Source organism: Microbacterium ginsengiterrae (assembly GCF_014205075.1).
In the GTDB taxonomy this organism is placed as follows: Bacteria; Actinomycetota; Actinomycetes; order Actinomycetales; family Microbacteriaceae; genus Microbacterium; species Microbacterium ginsengiterrae.
This window is the reverse complement of record NZ_JACHMU010000001.1, coordinates 1,563,751-1,580,440: the sequence shown is the minus strand read 5'-3', so window position 1 is coordinate 1,580,440 and position 16,690 is coordinate 1,563,751. Positions and strand designations below refer to the sequence as shown.

At 68.5% G+C, this 16,690-nt stretch carries 11 protein-coding genes; 2 read left to right on the top strand and 9 right to left on the bottom strand.

Annotated features, from left to right (window positions below; genetic code table 11):
- Positions 1-87 precede the first annotated feature (87 nt).
- Both HD600_RS07845 and recQ read right to left on the bottom strand, forming a co-directional pair.
- The gene (locus HD600_RS07845; protein WP_184282780.1) at positions 88-3,432 is read right to left on the bottom strand and encodes a choice-of-anchor G family protein; all 3,345 of its coding nucleotides are present in this window, start codon (positions 3,430-3,432) and stop codon (positions 88-90) included.
- Positions 3,433-3,629: 197 nt separating this feature from the next.
- Positions 3,630-5,636, bottom strand: coding sequence for a DNA helicase RecQ (recQ, locus tag HD600_RS07840; protein ID WP_184282778.1), 2,007 nt, complete (start codon positions 5,634-5,636; stop codon positions 3,630-3,632).
- Between the two features lie 67 nt (positions 5,637-5,703).
- On the opposite strand from recQ, the gene HD600_RS07835 reads away from it, so the two are divergent.
- Positions 5,704-6,024 carry a GNAT family N-acetyltransferase gene (locus HD600_RS07835; RefSeq protein ID WP_184282776.1) on the top strand — a complete coding sequence of 107 codons (321 nt, stop codon included), beginning with the start codon at positions 5,704-5,706 and terminating at the stop codon, positions 6,022-6,024.
- Complete coding sequence (locus tag HD600_RS07830) at positions 6,021-6,947, top strand: pirin family protein (RefSeq protein WP_184282774.1); 927 nt, start codon at positions 6,021-6,023, stop codon at positions 6,945-6,947. The genes HD600_RS07835 and HD600_RS07830 overlap by 4 nt, the downstream gene beginning before the upstream one ends.
- Before the next feature lie 52 nt (positions 6,948-6,999).
- On the opposite strand, the gene HD600_RS07825 is transcribed toward HD600_RS07830, so the two are convergent.
- From HD600_RS07825 to HD600_RS07795, 7 genes are all read right to left on the bottom strand, one after another.
- Positions 7,000-10,041, bottom strand: coding sequence for a S8 family peptidase (locus HD600_RS07825; protein ID WP_184282771.1), 3,042 nt, complete (start codon positions 10,039-10,041; stop codon positions 7,000-7,002).
- An 87-nt stretch (positions 10,042-10,128) separates the two neighbouring features.
- Positions 10,129-11,652 carry a sodium/solute symporter gene (locus HD600_RS07820; protein WP_184282769.1) on the bottom strand — a complete coding sequence of 508 codons (1,524 nt, stop codon included), beginning with the start codon at positions 11,650-11,652 and terminating at the stop codon, positions 10,129-10,131.
- Entirely contained in the window at positions 11,649-12,041 is a 393-nt protein-coding gene (locus HD600_RS07815; RefSeq protein ID WP_184282768.1) for a heavy metal transporter, read from the bottom strand. Before HD600_RS07815 ends, HD600_RS07820 begins: the two co-directional genes overlap by 4 nt.
- Positions 12,038-12,754 (bottom strand): LytR/AlgR family response regulator transcription factor, encoded by a 717-nt coding sequence (locus HD600_RS07810; protein ID WP_184282766.1) that lies wholly within the window; start codon positions 12,752-12,754, stop codon positions 12,038-12,040. Before HD600_RS07810 ends, HD600_RS07815 begins: the two co-directional genes overlap by 4 nt.
- Before the next feature lie 23 nt (positions 12,755-12,777).
- Positions 12,778-13,959 (bottom strand): sensor histidine kinase, encoded by a 1,182-nt coding sequence (locus HD600_RS07805; RefSeq protein ID WP_184282763.1) that lies wholly within the window; start codon positions 13,957-13,959, stop codon positions 12,778-12,780.
- 28 nt (positions 13,960-13,987) lie between these two features.
- Positions 13,988-14,224 carry a YbdD/YjiX family protein gene (locus HD600_RS07800; protein ID WP_144794533.1) on the bottom strand — a complete coding sequence of 79 codons (237 nt, stop codon included), beginning with the start codon at positions 14,222-14,224 and terminating at the stop codon, positions 13,988-13,990.
- A 16-nt stretch (positions 14,225-14,240) separates the two neighbouring features.
- Positions 14,241-16,535 (bottom strand): carbon starvation CstA family protein, encoded by a 2,295-nt coding sequence (locus HD600_RS07795; RefSeq protein WP_184282761.1) that lies wholly within the window; start codon positions 16,533-16,535, stop codon positions 14,241-14,243.
- Positions 16,536-16,690: the final 155 nt, after the last annotated feature.

Sequence of the window (16,690 nt, the reverse complement as noted above, 5' to 3'; positions counted from 1 at the left end):
GACGGGAACGCGGCTGGCGACCCGGAGTTTCCGGGCCGCCAGCCGTCGTTCAACCGATACGAGATGCCGTATCGGCCAGGATCCGGCTTACGCCTTCGCCTTCTTGATCATCTGACGGGATCCCACGACCGCCAGGGCACCAGCTGCGAGCAGCATCAGTGCCAGCGGGATCGCCGGGCCGGGCTCGGAGCCGGTGGCAGCGAGTCCCTTCGCGACGACCTGGAATCCGATGCTGACCGAGCCGGAGTCCTCACCCGTCAGAGTCACCGTGTGGGCACCGAGGTCGGTGCCGGCCGGGATCGTCCAGGTGAAGGTGACGGTTCCGTCAGTGTTGGCCACCTGCGTGCCCAGTGCGATCGGGTCGGAGTTCATGACTCCCGTCACGACCTCGCCCGGTGCGAAACCGGTACCGGTCGACGACTGGACCTGCTCGCGCTCGATCACGGGGTGCTTGATAGTGATGCCGAGCTCTCCGGCGTCAGTGTCGCCGTCGGTCGCGTCAGCGTCGGTCGCGTCCGCGTCCGTCGCGTCAGCATCCGTGGCGTCCGCGTCCGTCGCGTCAGCATCGGTCGCGTCAGCGTCCGTCGCGTCAGCGTCCGTAGCGTCCGCGTCCGTGGCGTCAGCATCCGTGGCGTCAGCATCCGTGGCGTCAGCGTCCGTGGCGTCAGCATCGGTCGCGTCCGCGTCGGTCGCGTCTGCATCCGTCGCGTCAGCATCGGTCGCGTCAGCATCCGTCGCGTCAGCGTCCGTAGCGTCCGCGTCCGTGGCGTCAGCATCCGTGGCGTCAGCATCCGTGGCGTCAGCGTCCGTGGCGTCAGCGTCGGTCGCGTCCGCGTCGGTCGCGTCAGCGTCCGTGGCGTCAGCATCGGTCGCGTCAGCATCCGTCGCGTCAGCATCGGTCGCGTCAGCATCCGTCGCGTCAGCGTCGGTCGCGTCAGCATCCGTCGCGTCAGCGTCGGTCGCGTCAGCGTCGGTCGCGTCAGCGTCCGTGGCGTCAGCGTCGGTCGCGTCAGCATCGGTCGCGTCAGCGTCCGTGGCGTCAGCATCGGTCGCGTCAGCATCCGTCGCGTCTGCATCGGTCGCGTCAGCATCCGTCGCGTCAGCGTCGGTCGCGTCAGCGTCGGTCGCGTCAGCGTCGGTCGCGTCAGCGTCGGTCGCGTCAGCGTCGGTCGCGTCAGCGTCGGTCGCGTCAGCGTCGGTCGCGTCAGCGTCCGTGGCGTCAGCGTCGGTCGCGTCAGCGTCCGTGGCGTCAGCGTCGGTGGCGTCAGCGTCCGTCGCGTCAGCGTCGGTGGCGTCAGCGTCCGTCGCGTCAGCGTCGGTGGCGTCAGCGTCCGTCGCGTCAGCGTCCGTCGCGTCAGCGTCCGTCGCGTCAGCGTCCGTCGCGTCAGCGTCCGTCGCGTCAGCGTCCGTGGCGTCAGCGTCCGTCGCGTCAGCGTCCGTCGCGTCAGCGTCGGTGGCGTCAGCGTCCGTCGCGTCTGCATCGGTGGCGTCAGCGTCCGTCGCGTCAGCGTCCGTGGCGTCAGCGTCCGTCGCGTCAGCATCGGTCGCGTCAGCGTCCGTCGCGTCAGCATCGGTCGCGTCAGCGTCCGTCGCGTCAGCATCCGTCGCGCCGCCGTCCACGACGAGCGTGTCAGACGCTGCGGTGTTGCCGTATTCATCGGTTCCGACGACGGTGTACTCCGTGCCGTCCTCTGCGTCAGCCGGGATCGGGACGGGCGTACCTGCCGGAATGTTGCCGTCCTCGTCCGTCGTCACGACGACGGGGCTACCGACCGGGTTGCCCTCGCTGTCCGTCAGCTGAAGGGAGACCTCGGTGAGAGGCGGCCATCCATCAGACGTGACCTCGGTGTCCTCACCCGGAGCGACCGGCGTGGTCGCCGTCAGCGTCGGCGTGTAGGCGACGATGTCGTTCGGTCCGACCTCGGCGCGGCCGAGATCGATGGTGAGGGCGCTTCCGCCGAGAAGGGTGATACGCGTGGCGACCTCGGCGTAGCTCCCGGGCCCCGCACTGCCCTCTTCTTGCACGTTCACAACGACGTTGGCAACGGTACTGATCAGGGTGAGCGCCTCAGAGAGCGCAGTGCTCGCAGCGGTGACCACACCCGAGATCGCGTTGCCGGCCGTGCTCACGGCCGAGTTCACCACAGGCAGCACCAGCGCGGACGTTGCGCCCTGGATCGTCGAGGTGAGCGGGCCGAGGATCGGGTTGAGCGCCGCAAGCAGGCCGCTTCCCGTGATCGTGAGCTGCTCGGAGTTGTCGAGCAGGTCTTGCAACGAGCCGTCGAACGAAATGTTCAGGCCAGCGGTACATACGACGACGCGAAGGAGGCAGATGCCTCCGCTGATCTGCACGTTGACATTGTCCAGCAGACCGGCGACGACCGTGTTGATCTCGCCCTGCAGCTCGGTCAGCGCCGCCGCCGCGTTTGCAGCGACCGTCGACAGCGTCGTGGCGCTCAACAGCGGCGTGTTCGGAGGAAGCCCGTTCAGGCCGACGATGTCTTCCCAGTCGACCGTCAGCGTGCCTGCCGCCGCGTTCAGAGTCACACCGGCGACGGTGATCTCCTGGCCGAGGATCGGATCAAGCGCAGCGGCGAGGTCCGCGGTGACACTAACCTCGAGGTCGTTCGAGCCGATGCTCAGCCCGGGCACGATTGAACCGAGCAGGTCCAGGGAGTCGAGCACACCGCCGAGAAGACCATCGAGAATGGTGTCGGACAGCCCGTTCAGCGTGTTCGACAGAGTCGTGAGAGCTGCCGTCGCCGTGGTGCTGATCGCACCGACCGCGGGGGAGCCGATGTTCGTCGTGGCGCCGGCGATCGTGTAGTCGAGGCAGTTCTCCGGAGCAGAGATGTCGCCGCAGTTGTCCGCCGGACCACCATCCACCGATGCGTCCAGAGCTGCCACACCCGTGACGCCGGCCAACGAGAGGTTGGCCGTCGAAAGTAGCGGCGTTTCCGGGAGCAGCGCCATCAGATCGAGTGTCGCGCTGGCGGGGAACTCCCCGCTGCCTGACGTGTCGATGATGCCCGCGTTGCTCACCGCACCGGATGCCGCACGCGAAACGCCGTTGTCGTCAGCTGCTGAGTACTGGTTCACCGCGCCGAGCTGGAGCAGCTGACCGAGTGGGATGCTGACGCCCCCGGGAATGTTCACGTTCAGTGCGCTCAGAACCGTGAGGTCCAGATCGGTGATGTCCGTGACAACCGGTCCGCCTTCGTTGACGGCTTCCGTTCCCGCAAGCCCGGCGACGGAATCGAGATCGATTCCGGTGAGGATCGAGCCGCTCAGGAACTGCGATCTCGCCTCCGAATGATCGCCCGGCGCGGCGAAGGCGGCGTTGGCCCCCATCACGTGCCCGACGACCAGCGCGGCTACCGCCGCGACTGATACGACCCTGGATTTGCCCAGAGCCTTTCTCCCCTTTGACATATATTCACTGCCCCTCTCCGGTGATGCGATTTCGTTCGCGTCACGCGGCCCTCCCCAGGTGTCGACAGATGCCGACAGAGCGCATGTGAACCCAAGTATGGTGGGGCCGCACAGCGGATGTCCAGCGGACTCACAGATAACTCCTGGTCCGTTACACACTCGCGACACGCGAGCGCACCCGGGGCGGAGTCTCTGCGTCAGTTCGCGGCGATCACGGCGAGCACGGAATCGCCGTACGCTTCGCGCTTCTTCTCGCCGATTCCGGTAATGCCTTCGAGGTCGCTCACGGACGCCGGACGCAGTTCCGCGAGAGCACGCAGAGTCGCGTCTCCGAAGACGATGTACGCCGGCTTTCCGATCTCGCGCGCGGTCTCCGCACGCCACACGCGCAGCGCCTCGAACAGCGACCGATCGCCCTCGGCAACCGCTTCTGAGGCCGCTGATGTCTTGCGCGCACGGCTCGTGCTGACGCGCCCCATGGTGTCTTTCCGCAGCGGAACGGGGGTCTCGCCCCGCAGGACGCCGCCCGCTGCCTCACCCGGGGCGAGGGTGCCGTAGTCCCCTTGTGCGACGAGGATGCCGCGAGCGAGAAGCTGACGCACGACGCTGCGCCAGTCCTGATCGGAGAGGTCACTGCCGATGCCGTAGGTGGCGAGGCCGTCGTGCCGCTGCTGCCGGATGCGGTCGTTCGAGGACCCACGGAGGATGTCGATCAGGTGCCCGGCACCGAAGGCCTGATTGCGCTCGCGCTTGAGTCGCACGATCGTGGAGAGGAGCTTCTGCGCGGGCACGAGCCCGTCGAAGGTGTCGGGTTTCTCCAGACATGTGTCGCAGTTGCCGCAGGGCCCTGACTCCTGCCCGAAGTAGTTCAGAAGATTCTGACGGCGACACTCGACCGTCTCGCACAGGGCGAGCATCGCGTCGAGGTGCTGCCCCATCCGCATCTTGAACGTGCGGTCACCGGGGCTCTGATCGATCAGCCGCCGCTGCTGCACGACGTCGCCGAGACCGTACGCCATCCACGCGACCGATGGCTCACCGTCTCGACCGGCGCGACCGGTCTCCTGGTAGTACCCCTCGACGGATTTCGGCAGGTCGATGTGCGCGACGAACCGCACGTCCGGCTTGTCGATCCCCATGCCGAACGCGATGGTGGCGACCATCACGACGCCGTCCTCGCGGAGGAACCGCGACTGGTTCGCCGCTCTGACCTCTGCGGGCAGACCCGCGTGATAGGGCAGCGCGTCGAATCCCTGCGCGGCGAGGTACGTCGCGGTCTGCTCGACGGACTTGCGACTGAGCGCATAGACGATGCCGGCGGAGCCGTCGGGCATCGAGCGGATGAACGAGACGAGCTGCTTGCGCGGATCGACCTTCGGCACGATGCGGTACTGGATGTTCGGCCGGTCGAAGCTCGCCACGAAATGCTTCGCGCCTTCGAGACGCAACCGCTCGGTGAGCTCGCGGTGCGTGGCGCGGGTCGCGGTGGCTGTGAGGGCCATCCGCGGCACACCGGGGAATCGCTCGCCGAGATCACCCAATGCCAGGTAGTCCGGGCGGAAGTCGTGACCCCACTGCGACACGCAGTGCGCCTCATCGATCGCGATGACGCTCAGCACACCGCGCTGCAGCAGACGCGTCGTCGCGGGAGACGACAGCCGCTCCGGCGCGACGTAGATGAGGTCGAGCTCACCGGCCAGGTAGGCGCGCTCGACCTCGGCGCGCTCAGCGGGCGCCTGCGTGGAGTTGAGATACGCCGCGTTCACACCGTTGGCACGCAGCGCATCGACCTGATCGTGCATGAGTGCGATGAGCGGACTGATGACGAGTCCGGTGCCCTCGCGCACGAGCGCGGGCACTTGATACGTGATGCTCTTGCCGCCACCGGTCGGCATGAGCACGACGGCATCCCCGCCGCCGATCACCTGCTCGACGATCTGCGCCTGATCGGCACGGAACGCCTCATACCCGAAGACGGTGTGCAGCGCCTCGGCAGCACTCGGGTACTTCGACGGAGCGGCTTTGCGAGCAGACGCCGTCGCCACGGCGCCGACGGAAGTCTGCGGGCCCTCCCCCCAGTCGAGCGGGGGCTCGTACCCGGATCCCTGCGGGGTCCAGTCCATCTCCTCCGGCGGCGGGGCGTCCTCCCACGGCTCGTCCGGCCAGGGCAGATCCTCGTACGGGTCACCAGGATTCTGCGGCATCCCTCCAGCGTAACGACCCCGGCCGACACCGGCCGCCCTAGTGTGGAACGAGAGCAAGGGAGCAGCCATGACCGAAGAGCCCACTGTCACCCGAAACGATGCCGCATCGCGCTACGAGATCCGCGTCGGCGACACCCTCGCCGGCTTCGCCGAGTTCAAGGAACGCCGCGGGGAGATCCTCTTCACCCACACCGAGGTCGACCCGGCCTTCCAGGGCAAGGGCCTGGCCCCGATCCTGGCCTCCCGCGCCCTCGCCGACGCCGTGGCATCCGGCACGACGATCGTCCCGTACTGCCCGTACATCGCCCGTTACCTCACGCGCAACGAGGTCGATGGGGCGGACATCCGCTGGCCGCAGCTTCCGACCGATCCCGCTGCGTCATCATGATCGGTCAACGGACCCTCCTGCTCGAACCGCGGGAGGTGCCGCTGGGCGGCGTCCGCGCCATGAGCGTGCTGCGGACGCTTCCGAACCGCGACATCCCGACGGTCGGCGCCTGGTGCTTCCTCGACCGGTTCGGCCCCGACGAGGTGCGCATGCGGGTCGATCCGCATCCGCACATCGGTCTTCAGACCGTCACATGGCCACTGGTCGGGCGCATCCGCCACCGGGACTCGGAGGGCAACGACGTCACCCTCGAGCGCGGCCAGCTCAATCTCATGACGGCGGGCGACGGCATCTCGCATTCGGAGTACTCCGTGGGGGACGACCCGATCCCCCTCGACGCCCTGCAGCTGTGGGTCGTGCTGCCCGACTCCGCGCGCGCCGGCGCGGCGGGATTCGAGCAGCACACGTCCCTGCCCTCGGTGACGGTGCCGGCGGAGACCGGTGCGAACGCCGCCGGCACAGTGGTCCTCGGGGAGTTCGCCGGTGTCCGTTCCCCCGCGACCGTGTACACACCCATCGTCGGCGCGGAGTTCGCGCTGGCTCCCGCCAGTCGTGTCGTCCTGCCACTCGACCCGGCCTGGGAGCACGCCGTCGTCCTCATCGACGGTGACCTGACCGTCGATGACCGGATGCCGGCACCCGACGAGATGCTCTACCTCGGCGACTCTCGATCCGGAGTGACGCTCTCGACGACAACGGGCGCGCGGATCTTCCTGCTCGGCGGAGAACCCTTTGAAGAAGACCTCGTGATGTGGTGGAACTTCGCCGCGCGGACGCACGACGAGATCGAGCGGGCGCGTGAGGACTGGGAGTCGGCGGAGGCCGCGGCGCGGTTCGGGCGGGTCGTCGACCACGGTGAGGAGCGGATTCCGGCCCCTGAACTCCCCCACGTCACGCTGAAACCCCGGCGCCGCTCGATCTGAGCACGCAAGAGGGGCACCCGCGAGAACGCAGGTGCCCCTCCCCCACCGGTTCCTACTCGGTGTCGACCGTGACGATCGTCCGCACGGCGGAGTCGCCGTACTGGACCACGCCGAGGTACCGCGTGCCGGCGGTGAGACCGGACCAGCTCAGCTCGAACGCGGTCTGCTCCCCCTGCACGACAGGAAGCGGGTTCGGCGAGGCGGCGAAGCCGCCCTCACCGTCCGCGGCCACATTGGCGTAGGTCATGTCCCACGTCATCGGCCCCGACGTGGAGTAGACGTTCGCGACGACGAGGTAGGTGCCGGTCGCCGGGGTCGGGATCGTGACCTGCTCGTCCGCCGACACGGTCGCCGACTGCCACATCTCGTAGTACCGCAGGTCATCCGCGGACACCACCCGGTACACGGTCAGATCGAGGTCGCTGCCCTCGTCATCCGAGGAGTCCAGGTCGAAGCGGGACAGCGCGGTGCCCTCCGGCACCTCGACGATCCATGCGACGTCCTTGTTCGCGTCACCGGAGTTCTCGTCGCCGGTGTGCCCGTCGACGGGGTTGTCCGGGTCCGTCAGCAACTCGAACGGCGTGAGACCGGCCGTCGTCAGCGGCAGCTCACCGTCGACCCCTGGAATGATCTCGACGACCGTCGATCCGTCCGCACCCGTACCCGACGTCTCCGCCGGAGCGTCGGCGGTCACCGGGAACACCGCGATCGGCGTGCGCACTGCTCGCGATTCGCTCGACCAGGTGAGCGACCCCGTCGCCCACTGCTCGACCGCGGCGCTGTCGTTGGCGAACGTGACGGTGTAGGTCGCCGTCTCACCCGGACCACCGAAGGAGAGCGTCGACGGCTCGACCGTGACGTCCACACCGGGCATGTCCACGGAGGCCGTGAACGCCCCCGCTTCGGTCGATGTGACCGTGCGGGTCACGGACTGCGCACTGGCCAGCGTGCCGATGGAGATCGACGCGAGGTTCAGGTCGCTGCCGTCGATCGGCTCGACGCCGTCGAAGTCCGCCAACCCCTTGCCCTCGAGGAACGCCAACCAGTCCGTCACACCGTTGAGGTACAGCATCCCCGGCTCGAAGAACCGCGTCGGGTCCACGTGGCCGGCACCCTGTGCGAACGGATCGCGGTTCGCCGAGCCGTCGGCGTTCACCGTGTCGTAGGCGGTCGTCATCATGGCCGACTTGATCTCCGCGGGTGAGGCGTTCGGACGCTCGCCGAGGTACAGCGCACCGAGTCCGGCGACGTGCGGTGCCGCCATCGACGTCCCCGAGAGGATGCCGAAGGTCGGAGCGTCCTTTCGGCCGCTGTTCGTGGCGGCGAGGATCGCCACACCGGGTGCGGCGATGTCCGGCTTCATCACGTCGCTGCCGTCCGCCTGCATCGGGCCACGGCTGGAGAACCCGGCGATCTGCGGAACCGGGGTCGTCTGGTCGGTCGTGTTCTCGCCGGTCAGAGTGATCGGACGATCCGTGCCGCCTCGCACGTAGGCGAGAACGGCCTCACGGTTCGCGGCCGCGAGGTGCACGGTCGGGATGACGTGGAAGTCGTTGTCGAGCGAGTCGGCCTCACCGGGGACGTTGACGAGCACGACACCGATCCCGCCGGCATCCGCCACGACCTGTGACTTCTCCGCGCGGGCGTTCACCCCGCGGTCGCACACGACGATGCGACCGGCGACCTTGGCCGGATCGAGCGTGCCGGGCATGCACAGAGCCGCGTCCGCCGCGCCGGCGGCCGCCGCGTCGCCGGCATAGATCGACGGGCCGGTGATGGTCTCGCCGAACGGCACGGAGACCGATGCCCCGGCCTGCGCGAATCCGTCGAAGCTGACCGTGCCCTCCCACGTGGGGATCGTGGATGCCGCGACCGTGGTGTACCAGGGCGACGCGTGGTCGGCCGTCACGGGATCGGGACCCGAGTTGCCGGCACTCACCGAGACGAAGACACCGGCGGCCGCCGCGTTGAGGAAGGCGATGTCGTCCGGCTCGAGGACGGAGGTGGCCGCCCCTCCACCGATCGAGTAGTTGATCACGTCGACGCCGTCGGCGACGGCCTGGTCGATCGCGGCGACGAGGTCGCTGAGGGCGCAGATGTCGTCGGAGCTGACGAGCGGGTCCGGTCCGACGAAACAGGCCTTGTACGCGGCGACCTTGGCCGCCGGCGCGACTCCGGAGATCGTGCCGAGACCGGTACCCTCGACGGTCGCCTCCACGCCGAACTCACCGGCCGCGGTGCTCGCGGTGTGAGACCCGTGACCGTCGCCGTCGCGGGGCGACAGGTAGTCGGACGAGAAGTCGTATCCGGCCGCCGCGGCGCCGGTCGAGAAGTACTGTCCGCCGACGAGCTTGGTCGTGTAGTCGTGCTTGTCCCAGTCCTGGCCCTGCACGATCTTGCTGCGGAACTGGGTCCCGTCGGACTTGTCGAAGTACACGTAGGAGCCGTCGGTGTACGGCTGTCCCTCGCTCTTCTTGTTGTTCTTCTTCTTGAGCTTGTCACCGGCGAAGGACGGATGCTCCGGGGCGATCCCGGTGTCGATGACGCCCACGACCACGCCCTCACCTGCACGGTCGACTCCACCGGTGGCTTCCCAGACGCCCCCGGCACCGGCCGTGTCGTCGCCGAGCCCGAGGAAGTCCGTCGAGGACTGCGCGTCAGGGTGCCGGATCTCATCGGGGAACACCTCGAGCACGTCCTTCGACGCACGAAGGGCATCGACCTGCTCGCCGCTGAGGTCGGCGCTGAAGCCGTTGAGCGTCACCTGGTACGTCGTGTCAGGGGTGACCCCCTCTGCCTTGGCGAGCTTGCGTTGTTCGTTCTCGAGGTGCGCGATGTACTTCTGCGAATCAGGGGACTGCGCGTCGAGCTGGGAGCCCTGATCGGGCTTCGTGCGCCGAAGGCCCTTCGTGTCGCCCTCGTAGGTGGCCAGCGGGTCGGCCTTCATGACGACGATGTAGTGTCCTGGCGTCCCGTCGACCGGGGTCGGATGCGTCACCTCCTCGACGCCGGCGAAGCTTGCAGTTGCCGAGGTTCCGATGACCAGTGCGGCGAGTGTCGCGCCGACTGTCAACCGGAGAGGTGATCGACCCATGTATGTCATCTCCGTTGATCGCGATGCACGGCGTCGTGGCCGCACAATCGATCAAGGTAATCCGCGATCACGGACCGCACCATTGGACTATTCGCCACTCGAAGGGCGATGTTCGGCAGGGTCGGCGCCGGAGGAGCGACCAGGTGGGCGCCCCTCTGCGCGCTCCGGCGTGTGCAGCCGCGCAAGGAATCGATCGGCGCGCGAAGGCGCGGCTCCGCCCCCCAGCAGCGAGACGCCGACGGTCACCGCGGTCGCGAGCGGAATGGTCCACGCGGCCGGCTGCGCGAGGAAGGGGGCGGCGGCCCCGACACCGCCGACGGCGGTGTGGACGAGCAGCGCGAGGGCCGGGGCGAGACCGCCGGTGACCATCCCCGCGACAGCGCCGCGCGCCGTGAGACCGGCCCACCAGACGCCGAGCAGCACGACGGGCGAGAGCATGGATGCGGCGAAGACGAACACCATCCCCACACTCGAGCCCAGCCCTGCCGGGCTCGTGAGCAGCGCGACCGCGAGTGGCACCGCGGCGCACAGGACCGCGGAGAGGCGGAACGCGCGTACCGACCCTGAGAAGACGTCCTGACTGATCACGCCGGCCAGCGACACGATCAGTCCTGCGGATGTCGCCAGGAACGCCGCGAACGCACCGGCGACCACCAGCGCCGTGAGGAGTTCACCGAACAGGCCGGGGAACACGCGTGCCGGCAGGACGAGCGCCGCCGTGTCCGCGACGGCGGGATCGGCCAAGTCGGGGGCGACGATGCGGGACACGAGGCCCATACCGCTGGAGACAGCGTAGAACGCGCTCACCATCACGATCACCAGCACCGTCGTCTGCCGTGCGGAGACGCCCGTCGGGCTGGTGTAGAAGCGCACCAGGACGTGCGGCAGCCCCATCGTCCCGAGCACCAGCGCGAGCATGAGCGACATGGTCTCGTACAGCTCGAAACCGGCAGGACCGGCCTCGGCGGGGAAGATCAGCACCGGGTCGACATCACGCGGTCCGCCGGTGAGCGCGAAGACGATGCACACCAGTGGCACGAGCAGCGCGAAGAGCTTCAACCAGTACTGGAAAGCCTGCACATACGTGATCGCGCGCATGCCACCGGCGGCGACTGAGCCCGCGACGAGGACAGCGACCGCGACCTCGCCCACCCACTCCGGGAGGCCGGCCACGACACTCAGAGTGAGACCGGCACCATGCAGCTGCGGCACGATGTACAGCCACCCGATGATCAGGACCGCCGCGCTCGTCACGCGTCGTGCACGCACACTCTCGAGCCTCGCCTCGATGAAGTCGGGAATCGTGTACGCACCGCTGCGGCGAAGGGGCGCGGCGACGAAGACGAGCACGAGCAGGTAGCCCGCGGCGTAGCCGATCGGGAACCAGAACCCTCTGGCGCCTTCGAGCAGCACGAGTCCTGACAGGCCGAGGAAGGTCCCGGCAGACAGGTATTCGCCGCTGATCGCGGAGGCGTTCCACACCGGACGCACGGTGCGCGATGCGACGAAGAAGTCGCTGGTGGTGCGGGAGACTCGAAGCCCGTACACGCCGATCAGCAGCGTCGCGACGATGACAAGACCCACGCCGATGAGGTCGAAGATCGGGTTCATTCCCGGTCCTCGAGTGTGCGATATGCGCTCTCGTTGCGGGCGGCACCGCGCAGGTACAGCACCGCGAACACGATGATCACCGGGTAGAAGCCGAACGCGTGCAGGATCCACGACAGCGGCAGACCCGCGACCACGATGTCGTCGACCGCGGGGATGAGCGCGATGGCCAGAGTCAGTGCGGCGGTGACCACAACGAAACCGACGACCGTGCCGAGGGCGAGCCGCAGCTGGCTGCGCCGAAGCGCTCGGGAGTAGACGGCATCCGCATCGTCGACGGGGGAACCCGGCAACGCGATCCCTCTGGTCTGTGCGCGCGAGCCGGGCGCCGGTGCGCGCGTCGCCGGGGTGTCGGCCGTCACGCGCACCCGGCGCGGCGGGGGCGTCGTCATCGCGCGCCATCCCGTCGCACGAGCGCTTCGCGAACGGCGGGCAGCAGTCGCCGGCTCACCGGCAGCACCACCGACCCGACCGTTACCGAAGGCTCTCCGCCCGACAGTGTCGCCTCGTCGATCGCGGACGCGGCGACGAGGTACGAGCGGTGCACACGGACGTAGCCGGCATCGGCCCAGCGCTGCTCGAGTTCCGATATCGGGATGCGGACGAGGTGTCCTGCGCCGTCGACGGTGTGCAGGCGCGAATAGTCGCCCTGCGCCTGCACCCAGCGCACGTCGTTGCGCGACACGAAGCGCACGCTGGACCCGACGGTGACGGTGAGGATCTCGCCCTCCGAGGAAGCGGCGGAGCCGCAGAGCTCGCCGACCCGGTCGATGGCCTGACGCAGCCGCTCCTGGCGCACGGGCTTCAGCAGATAATCGGCCGCCCTGATGTCGAACGCGTCGACGGCTCTGGCATCGTCGGCGGTGACGAACACGACGGCGGGAGGCCGGGCGAGCCCGGCGAGAGAGCGGGCGAGTTCCATGCCGCCGAGCCCGGGCATGTGGATGTCGAGGAACGCGATGGACACGATCCGTTCGGTGAGCATGCGCAGAGCCTGCGCACCCGACACGGCGGTGAGGATCTCGCCGATGCGAGGATCACGCCGCAGGAGGTGGGCGAGCTCGTCACGCGCCGGCTGCTCGTCATCGGCGACGAGGACATCCATCACCGCGCTGCTCCCTTCCACGCTCAGTCGCGTTCGGGGTCGTGCAGCGGCTGCGACTTCGGTATCCGCATCCGGACCAGCGTACCCGCGCCGGCATTCGTCTCCACGACCAGGCCGCCCCCGCTTCCGTACATCTGCCGCAACCGGGTGTCGACATTGCGCAGTCCGACGTGAGCGCCGTCGACCGCCGTCGTCAGCAGGGTGCGCAGCGTCTCAGGGTCCATGCCGACGCCGTCGTCCTCCACGGTGATCTCGGTATGCGTGCCGTCATCGCTCGATTCGATCCTGATCGACCCGCCGCCCTCGCCGGGCTCGACACCGTGCCGCACCGCATTCTCGACCAGCGGCTGCACCGACAGGAACGGGATGACCGTCGACAGGGTCTCCGGTGCGACACGCAGGGTCACCTCGAGCCGGTCGCCGAAGCGCGCCCGCTCGAGCGCCAGATACGAGTGGATGCTCTGCAGCTCCTCTGCGAGCGTCGTGAACTCGCCCTGCCTGCGGAACGAGTAGCGGGTGAAGTCGGCGAACTCGAGCACGAGATCGCGTGCTCGCTCCGGGTCCACGTGGATGAAGGAGGCGATCGCGGTGAGGGCGTTGTAGATGAAATGCGGCGAGATCTGCGCGCGCAGCGAGCGCAGCTCGGCCTCGGCGAGCGCCGTGCGCGATGCATCCAGGTCTCCGAGCTCGACCTGCGCAGCACACCAGTCGGCGACCTCTCCGGTCGCACGCACGAGCGCAGCGCGGACCCGCGTCGCGAAGGCGATGACGACACCGGATACCTGACCGTCGACGACGATCGGTGCGCCGACGGCCTCGATGTCGTCGCCGTCCGGATGCCGGAACACCTGACGCCGGCCGGACTCGCGGATGCGCCGAGAGATCCGCACCGCCGAGGAATCCAGTCCTTCGGTCGCTCCGTCGACGGAGACGGTGCCGTCCTGGCTGACGATCGCGATCGCCGCGCTGCCGAGCAGCGCGCGGAAATGCCTCGCAGCGCGAGCGACCTCCGGTCCGTCCAACCCGCCGCGCAGGTGCCGGGCAGCGAGGCTCGCCCGGTGCATCGCCTCGTACGACGCCCGCTCCGCGGCGCTTCCCAGATCCGCCGAGCCGCGGGCCAGGCGCCGGGCCAGGAGGAGCAGCACGGTGAGCACGACGCCGCCGAGCGCGCCGAGCACAGCGGCGAGCACGACGGCGTCGGTCATGGCGACAGCCTAGAACCCGCGCCGCAGCTCAACAGCAGCGCGCGCCCGGATTGCGATCCTGTTCATCCATCCGGTCGCGCCAGAACTGCCGCTCACTCATGGGCTCGCGGTCCGGATGCTGACGGCGCTCATGCGCGAGGTACGTCTCGTAGGCCGAGTCGCCCATGAGGTTGCGCATGTACCAGCGGATGCCGCGGCCGGCCCTGACCGTCCACCCGGCGAGCGCGCGGAGCGGGCCGGTCACGGCATCCGTCTGATTCGTCATGGCAGGCGATCCTCTCTCAGTGGTGCGCCGTGGAGCGGCGCTCCTCGTCGACGATCGGCTCCCACTCCTTCTCGAGCTCACGCTCTGCACGGGTGGGGATGAAGCCGGCCGGTGCATAGCGGTTCGACGCGACCGGGGCATCCTCGGTGTTCTCCCCGCCGCCGTTCCTGATCGCCTTGATCGTGACGATGACGGCGACGATCATCACGATGATCGCGAGGACGACGAAGATGATCGACAGCGTGCCCTGCACCGCGGTGTTGCGGATGACCGCCTCCACGACCGCGGTGTCACCGAGGCTCGTGTCGCCGCTGGCCAGCGCCTCCTGGTACTTGAAGTTGTTCGCCCAGTAGCCGATCGCGGGCACCGGGGAGAAGATCTTGTACATCGAGGCGGTGATGGTGATCACCGCGGTGAACGCGAGCGGAGCCGCGACGATCCACAACCAGCGCAGGTAGTTCTTGCCGCGCTTGGCCACGATCGCCATGACGACCGCCAGGGCGATGGCCGCCAGAAGCTGGTTCGCGATACCGAACAGCGGGAAGAACGTGTTGATGCCGCCCAGAGGGTCGGTCACGCCGAGGATGAGGATGTACCCCCAGCCCGCGACCATGATCGCCGTGCAGATCCAGACCCCGGGGCGCCACGAGACGTCGCGGAACTTCGGGAACCATGCGCCGATCGTGTCCTGCAGCATGAAGCGGGCGACGCGCGTGCCGGCGTCGACGGCCGTGAGGATGAACAGCGCCTCGAACATGATCGCGAAGTGGTACCAGAACGCCATGAGCGCCTGTCCGCCGAGGGCCTGCTGCATGATGTGGGCGAGTCCGAGCGCAAGCGTCGGTGCGCCGCCGGTGCGCGAGACGATCGACGGCTCGCCGACGTCGGCAGCGGTCCCGGTGAGCATGTCGGGGGTGAGGTTGACCCCGGTCAGCCCGAGCGAGTTCACGAACGCGACCGCCCCCTCGGCCGTTCCGCCGGTGAGCGCCGCCGGGGAGTTCATCGCGAAGTAGATGCCCTGGTCGATCGAGATCGCCGCCACCAGCGCCATGATCGCGACGAAGGACTCCATGAGCATTCCGCCGTATCCGATGAAGCGCGTCTGCCGCTCCTTCTCGATGAGCTTCGGCGTCGTGCCGGACGAGATCAGCGCGTGGAATCCGGACAGCGCACCGCAGGCGATCGTCACGAACAGGAACGGGAACAGCGGACCGGAGAAGACCGGCCCCATGCCGTTCTCCCCGAAGACCGTCACGGCCGGAACGGTGATCTCCGGGCGCACGATGACGATGGCGCCCGCGAGCATGACGATCACACCGATCTTCATGAAGGTGGACAGATAGTCGCGCGGGGCGAGCAGCAGCCACACGGGGAGGATCGCGGCGATGAAGCCGTAGGCGATGATTCCCCACGCGATGACCTCGCGGTCGAGGTGGAACATCGCCGCACCCCACTCGGTTCCGGCGACCCAGCCGCCGCCGATGATCGCCGCCATCAGCAGCACGAAACCGATGATCGAGACCTCGGTCACCTTGCCGGGGCGCAGGAAGCGCAGGTACACGCCCATGAAGAGCGCGATCGGGATGGTCATCGCCACCGAGAACACACCCCACGGGCTCTCGCCGAGGGCGTTGACCACGACGAGGGCGAGGATCGCGACGATGATGATCATGATGAGGAGCGCGGCGATGATCGCCGCCGTTCCGCCGATCCTGCCGAGCTCCTGGCGAGCCATCTGACCGATGGTGCGTCCGCCGCGGCGCATCGAGAAGAACAGCACCGTGTAGTCCTGCACCGCGCCGGCGAGGACGACTCCGACGATGATCCAGATCGTGCCGGGCAGGTACCCCATCTGCGCGGCGAGGACGGGGCCGACCAGCGGTCCTGCACCGGCGATGGCCGCGAAGTGGTGCCCGTAGAGCACGCGGCGATCGGTGGGGACGTAATCCTTGCCGTCCTGCTTGACCTCGGCCGGAGTCGCGCGCCGGTCGTTCGGGCGGGTGATGTACCGCTCGATGACCTTCGAGTAGAAGCGGTATCCGATCAGGTAGGTGCAGACCGCCGCGAACACGAACCAGATGGCGTTGACCGTCTCGCCTCTGACGATGGCGAGCATCGTCCAGGCCACTGCCCCGAGGAGCGCGATCGCGACCCAGAGCACGATCTTCGGCACGGTCCAGCGCGATTCCTTCGCGTGCTGCTCCGGTGTCAGCGCGGTGGGTGGCAGATTCGGATCACTGACGAGATCGGGTTCGCCGTCGATGACAGCGCCGGCTCGCGACTGCGAGCGGCGCGACGAGGATGATGACATGGGGTCTCCTTGTGTGCGCATCATTGCGTTTCCCCACGCTAGGAAGAGCGCGCCCAGGCCTCCGGCTCTTCGACGGGTCGATGCGACGAGCGGCATCTCGGGGGAGACGAGCGGCGGTTTTTCCCGCTCGACGCCGGGTCCCGGGGCCCGGGGGC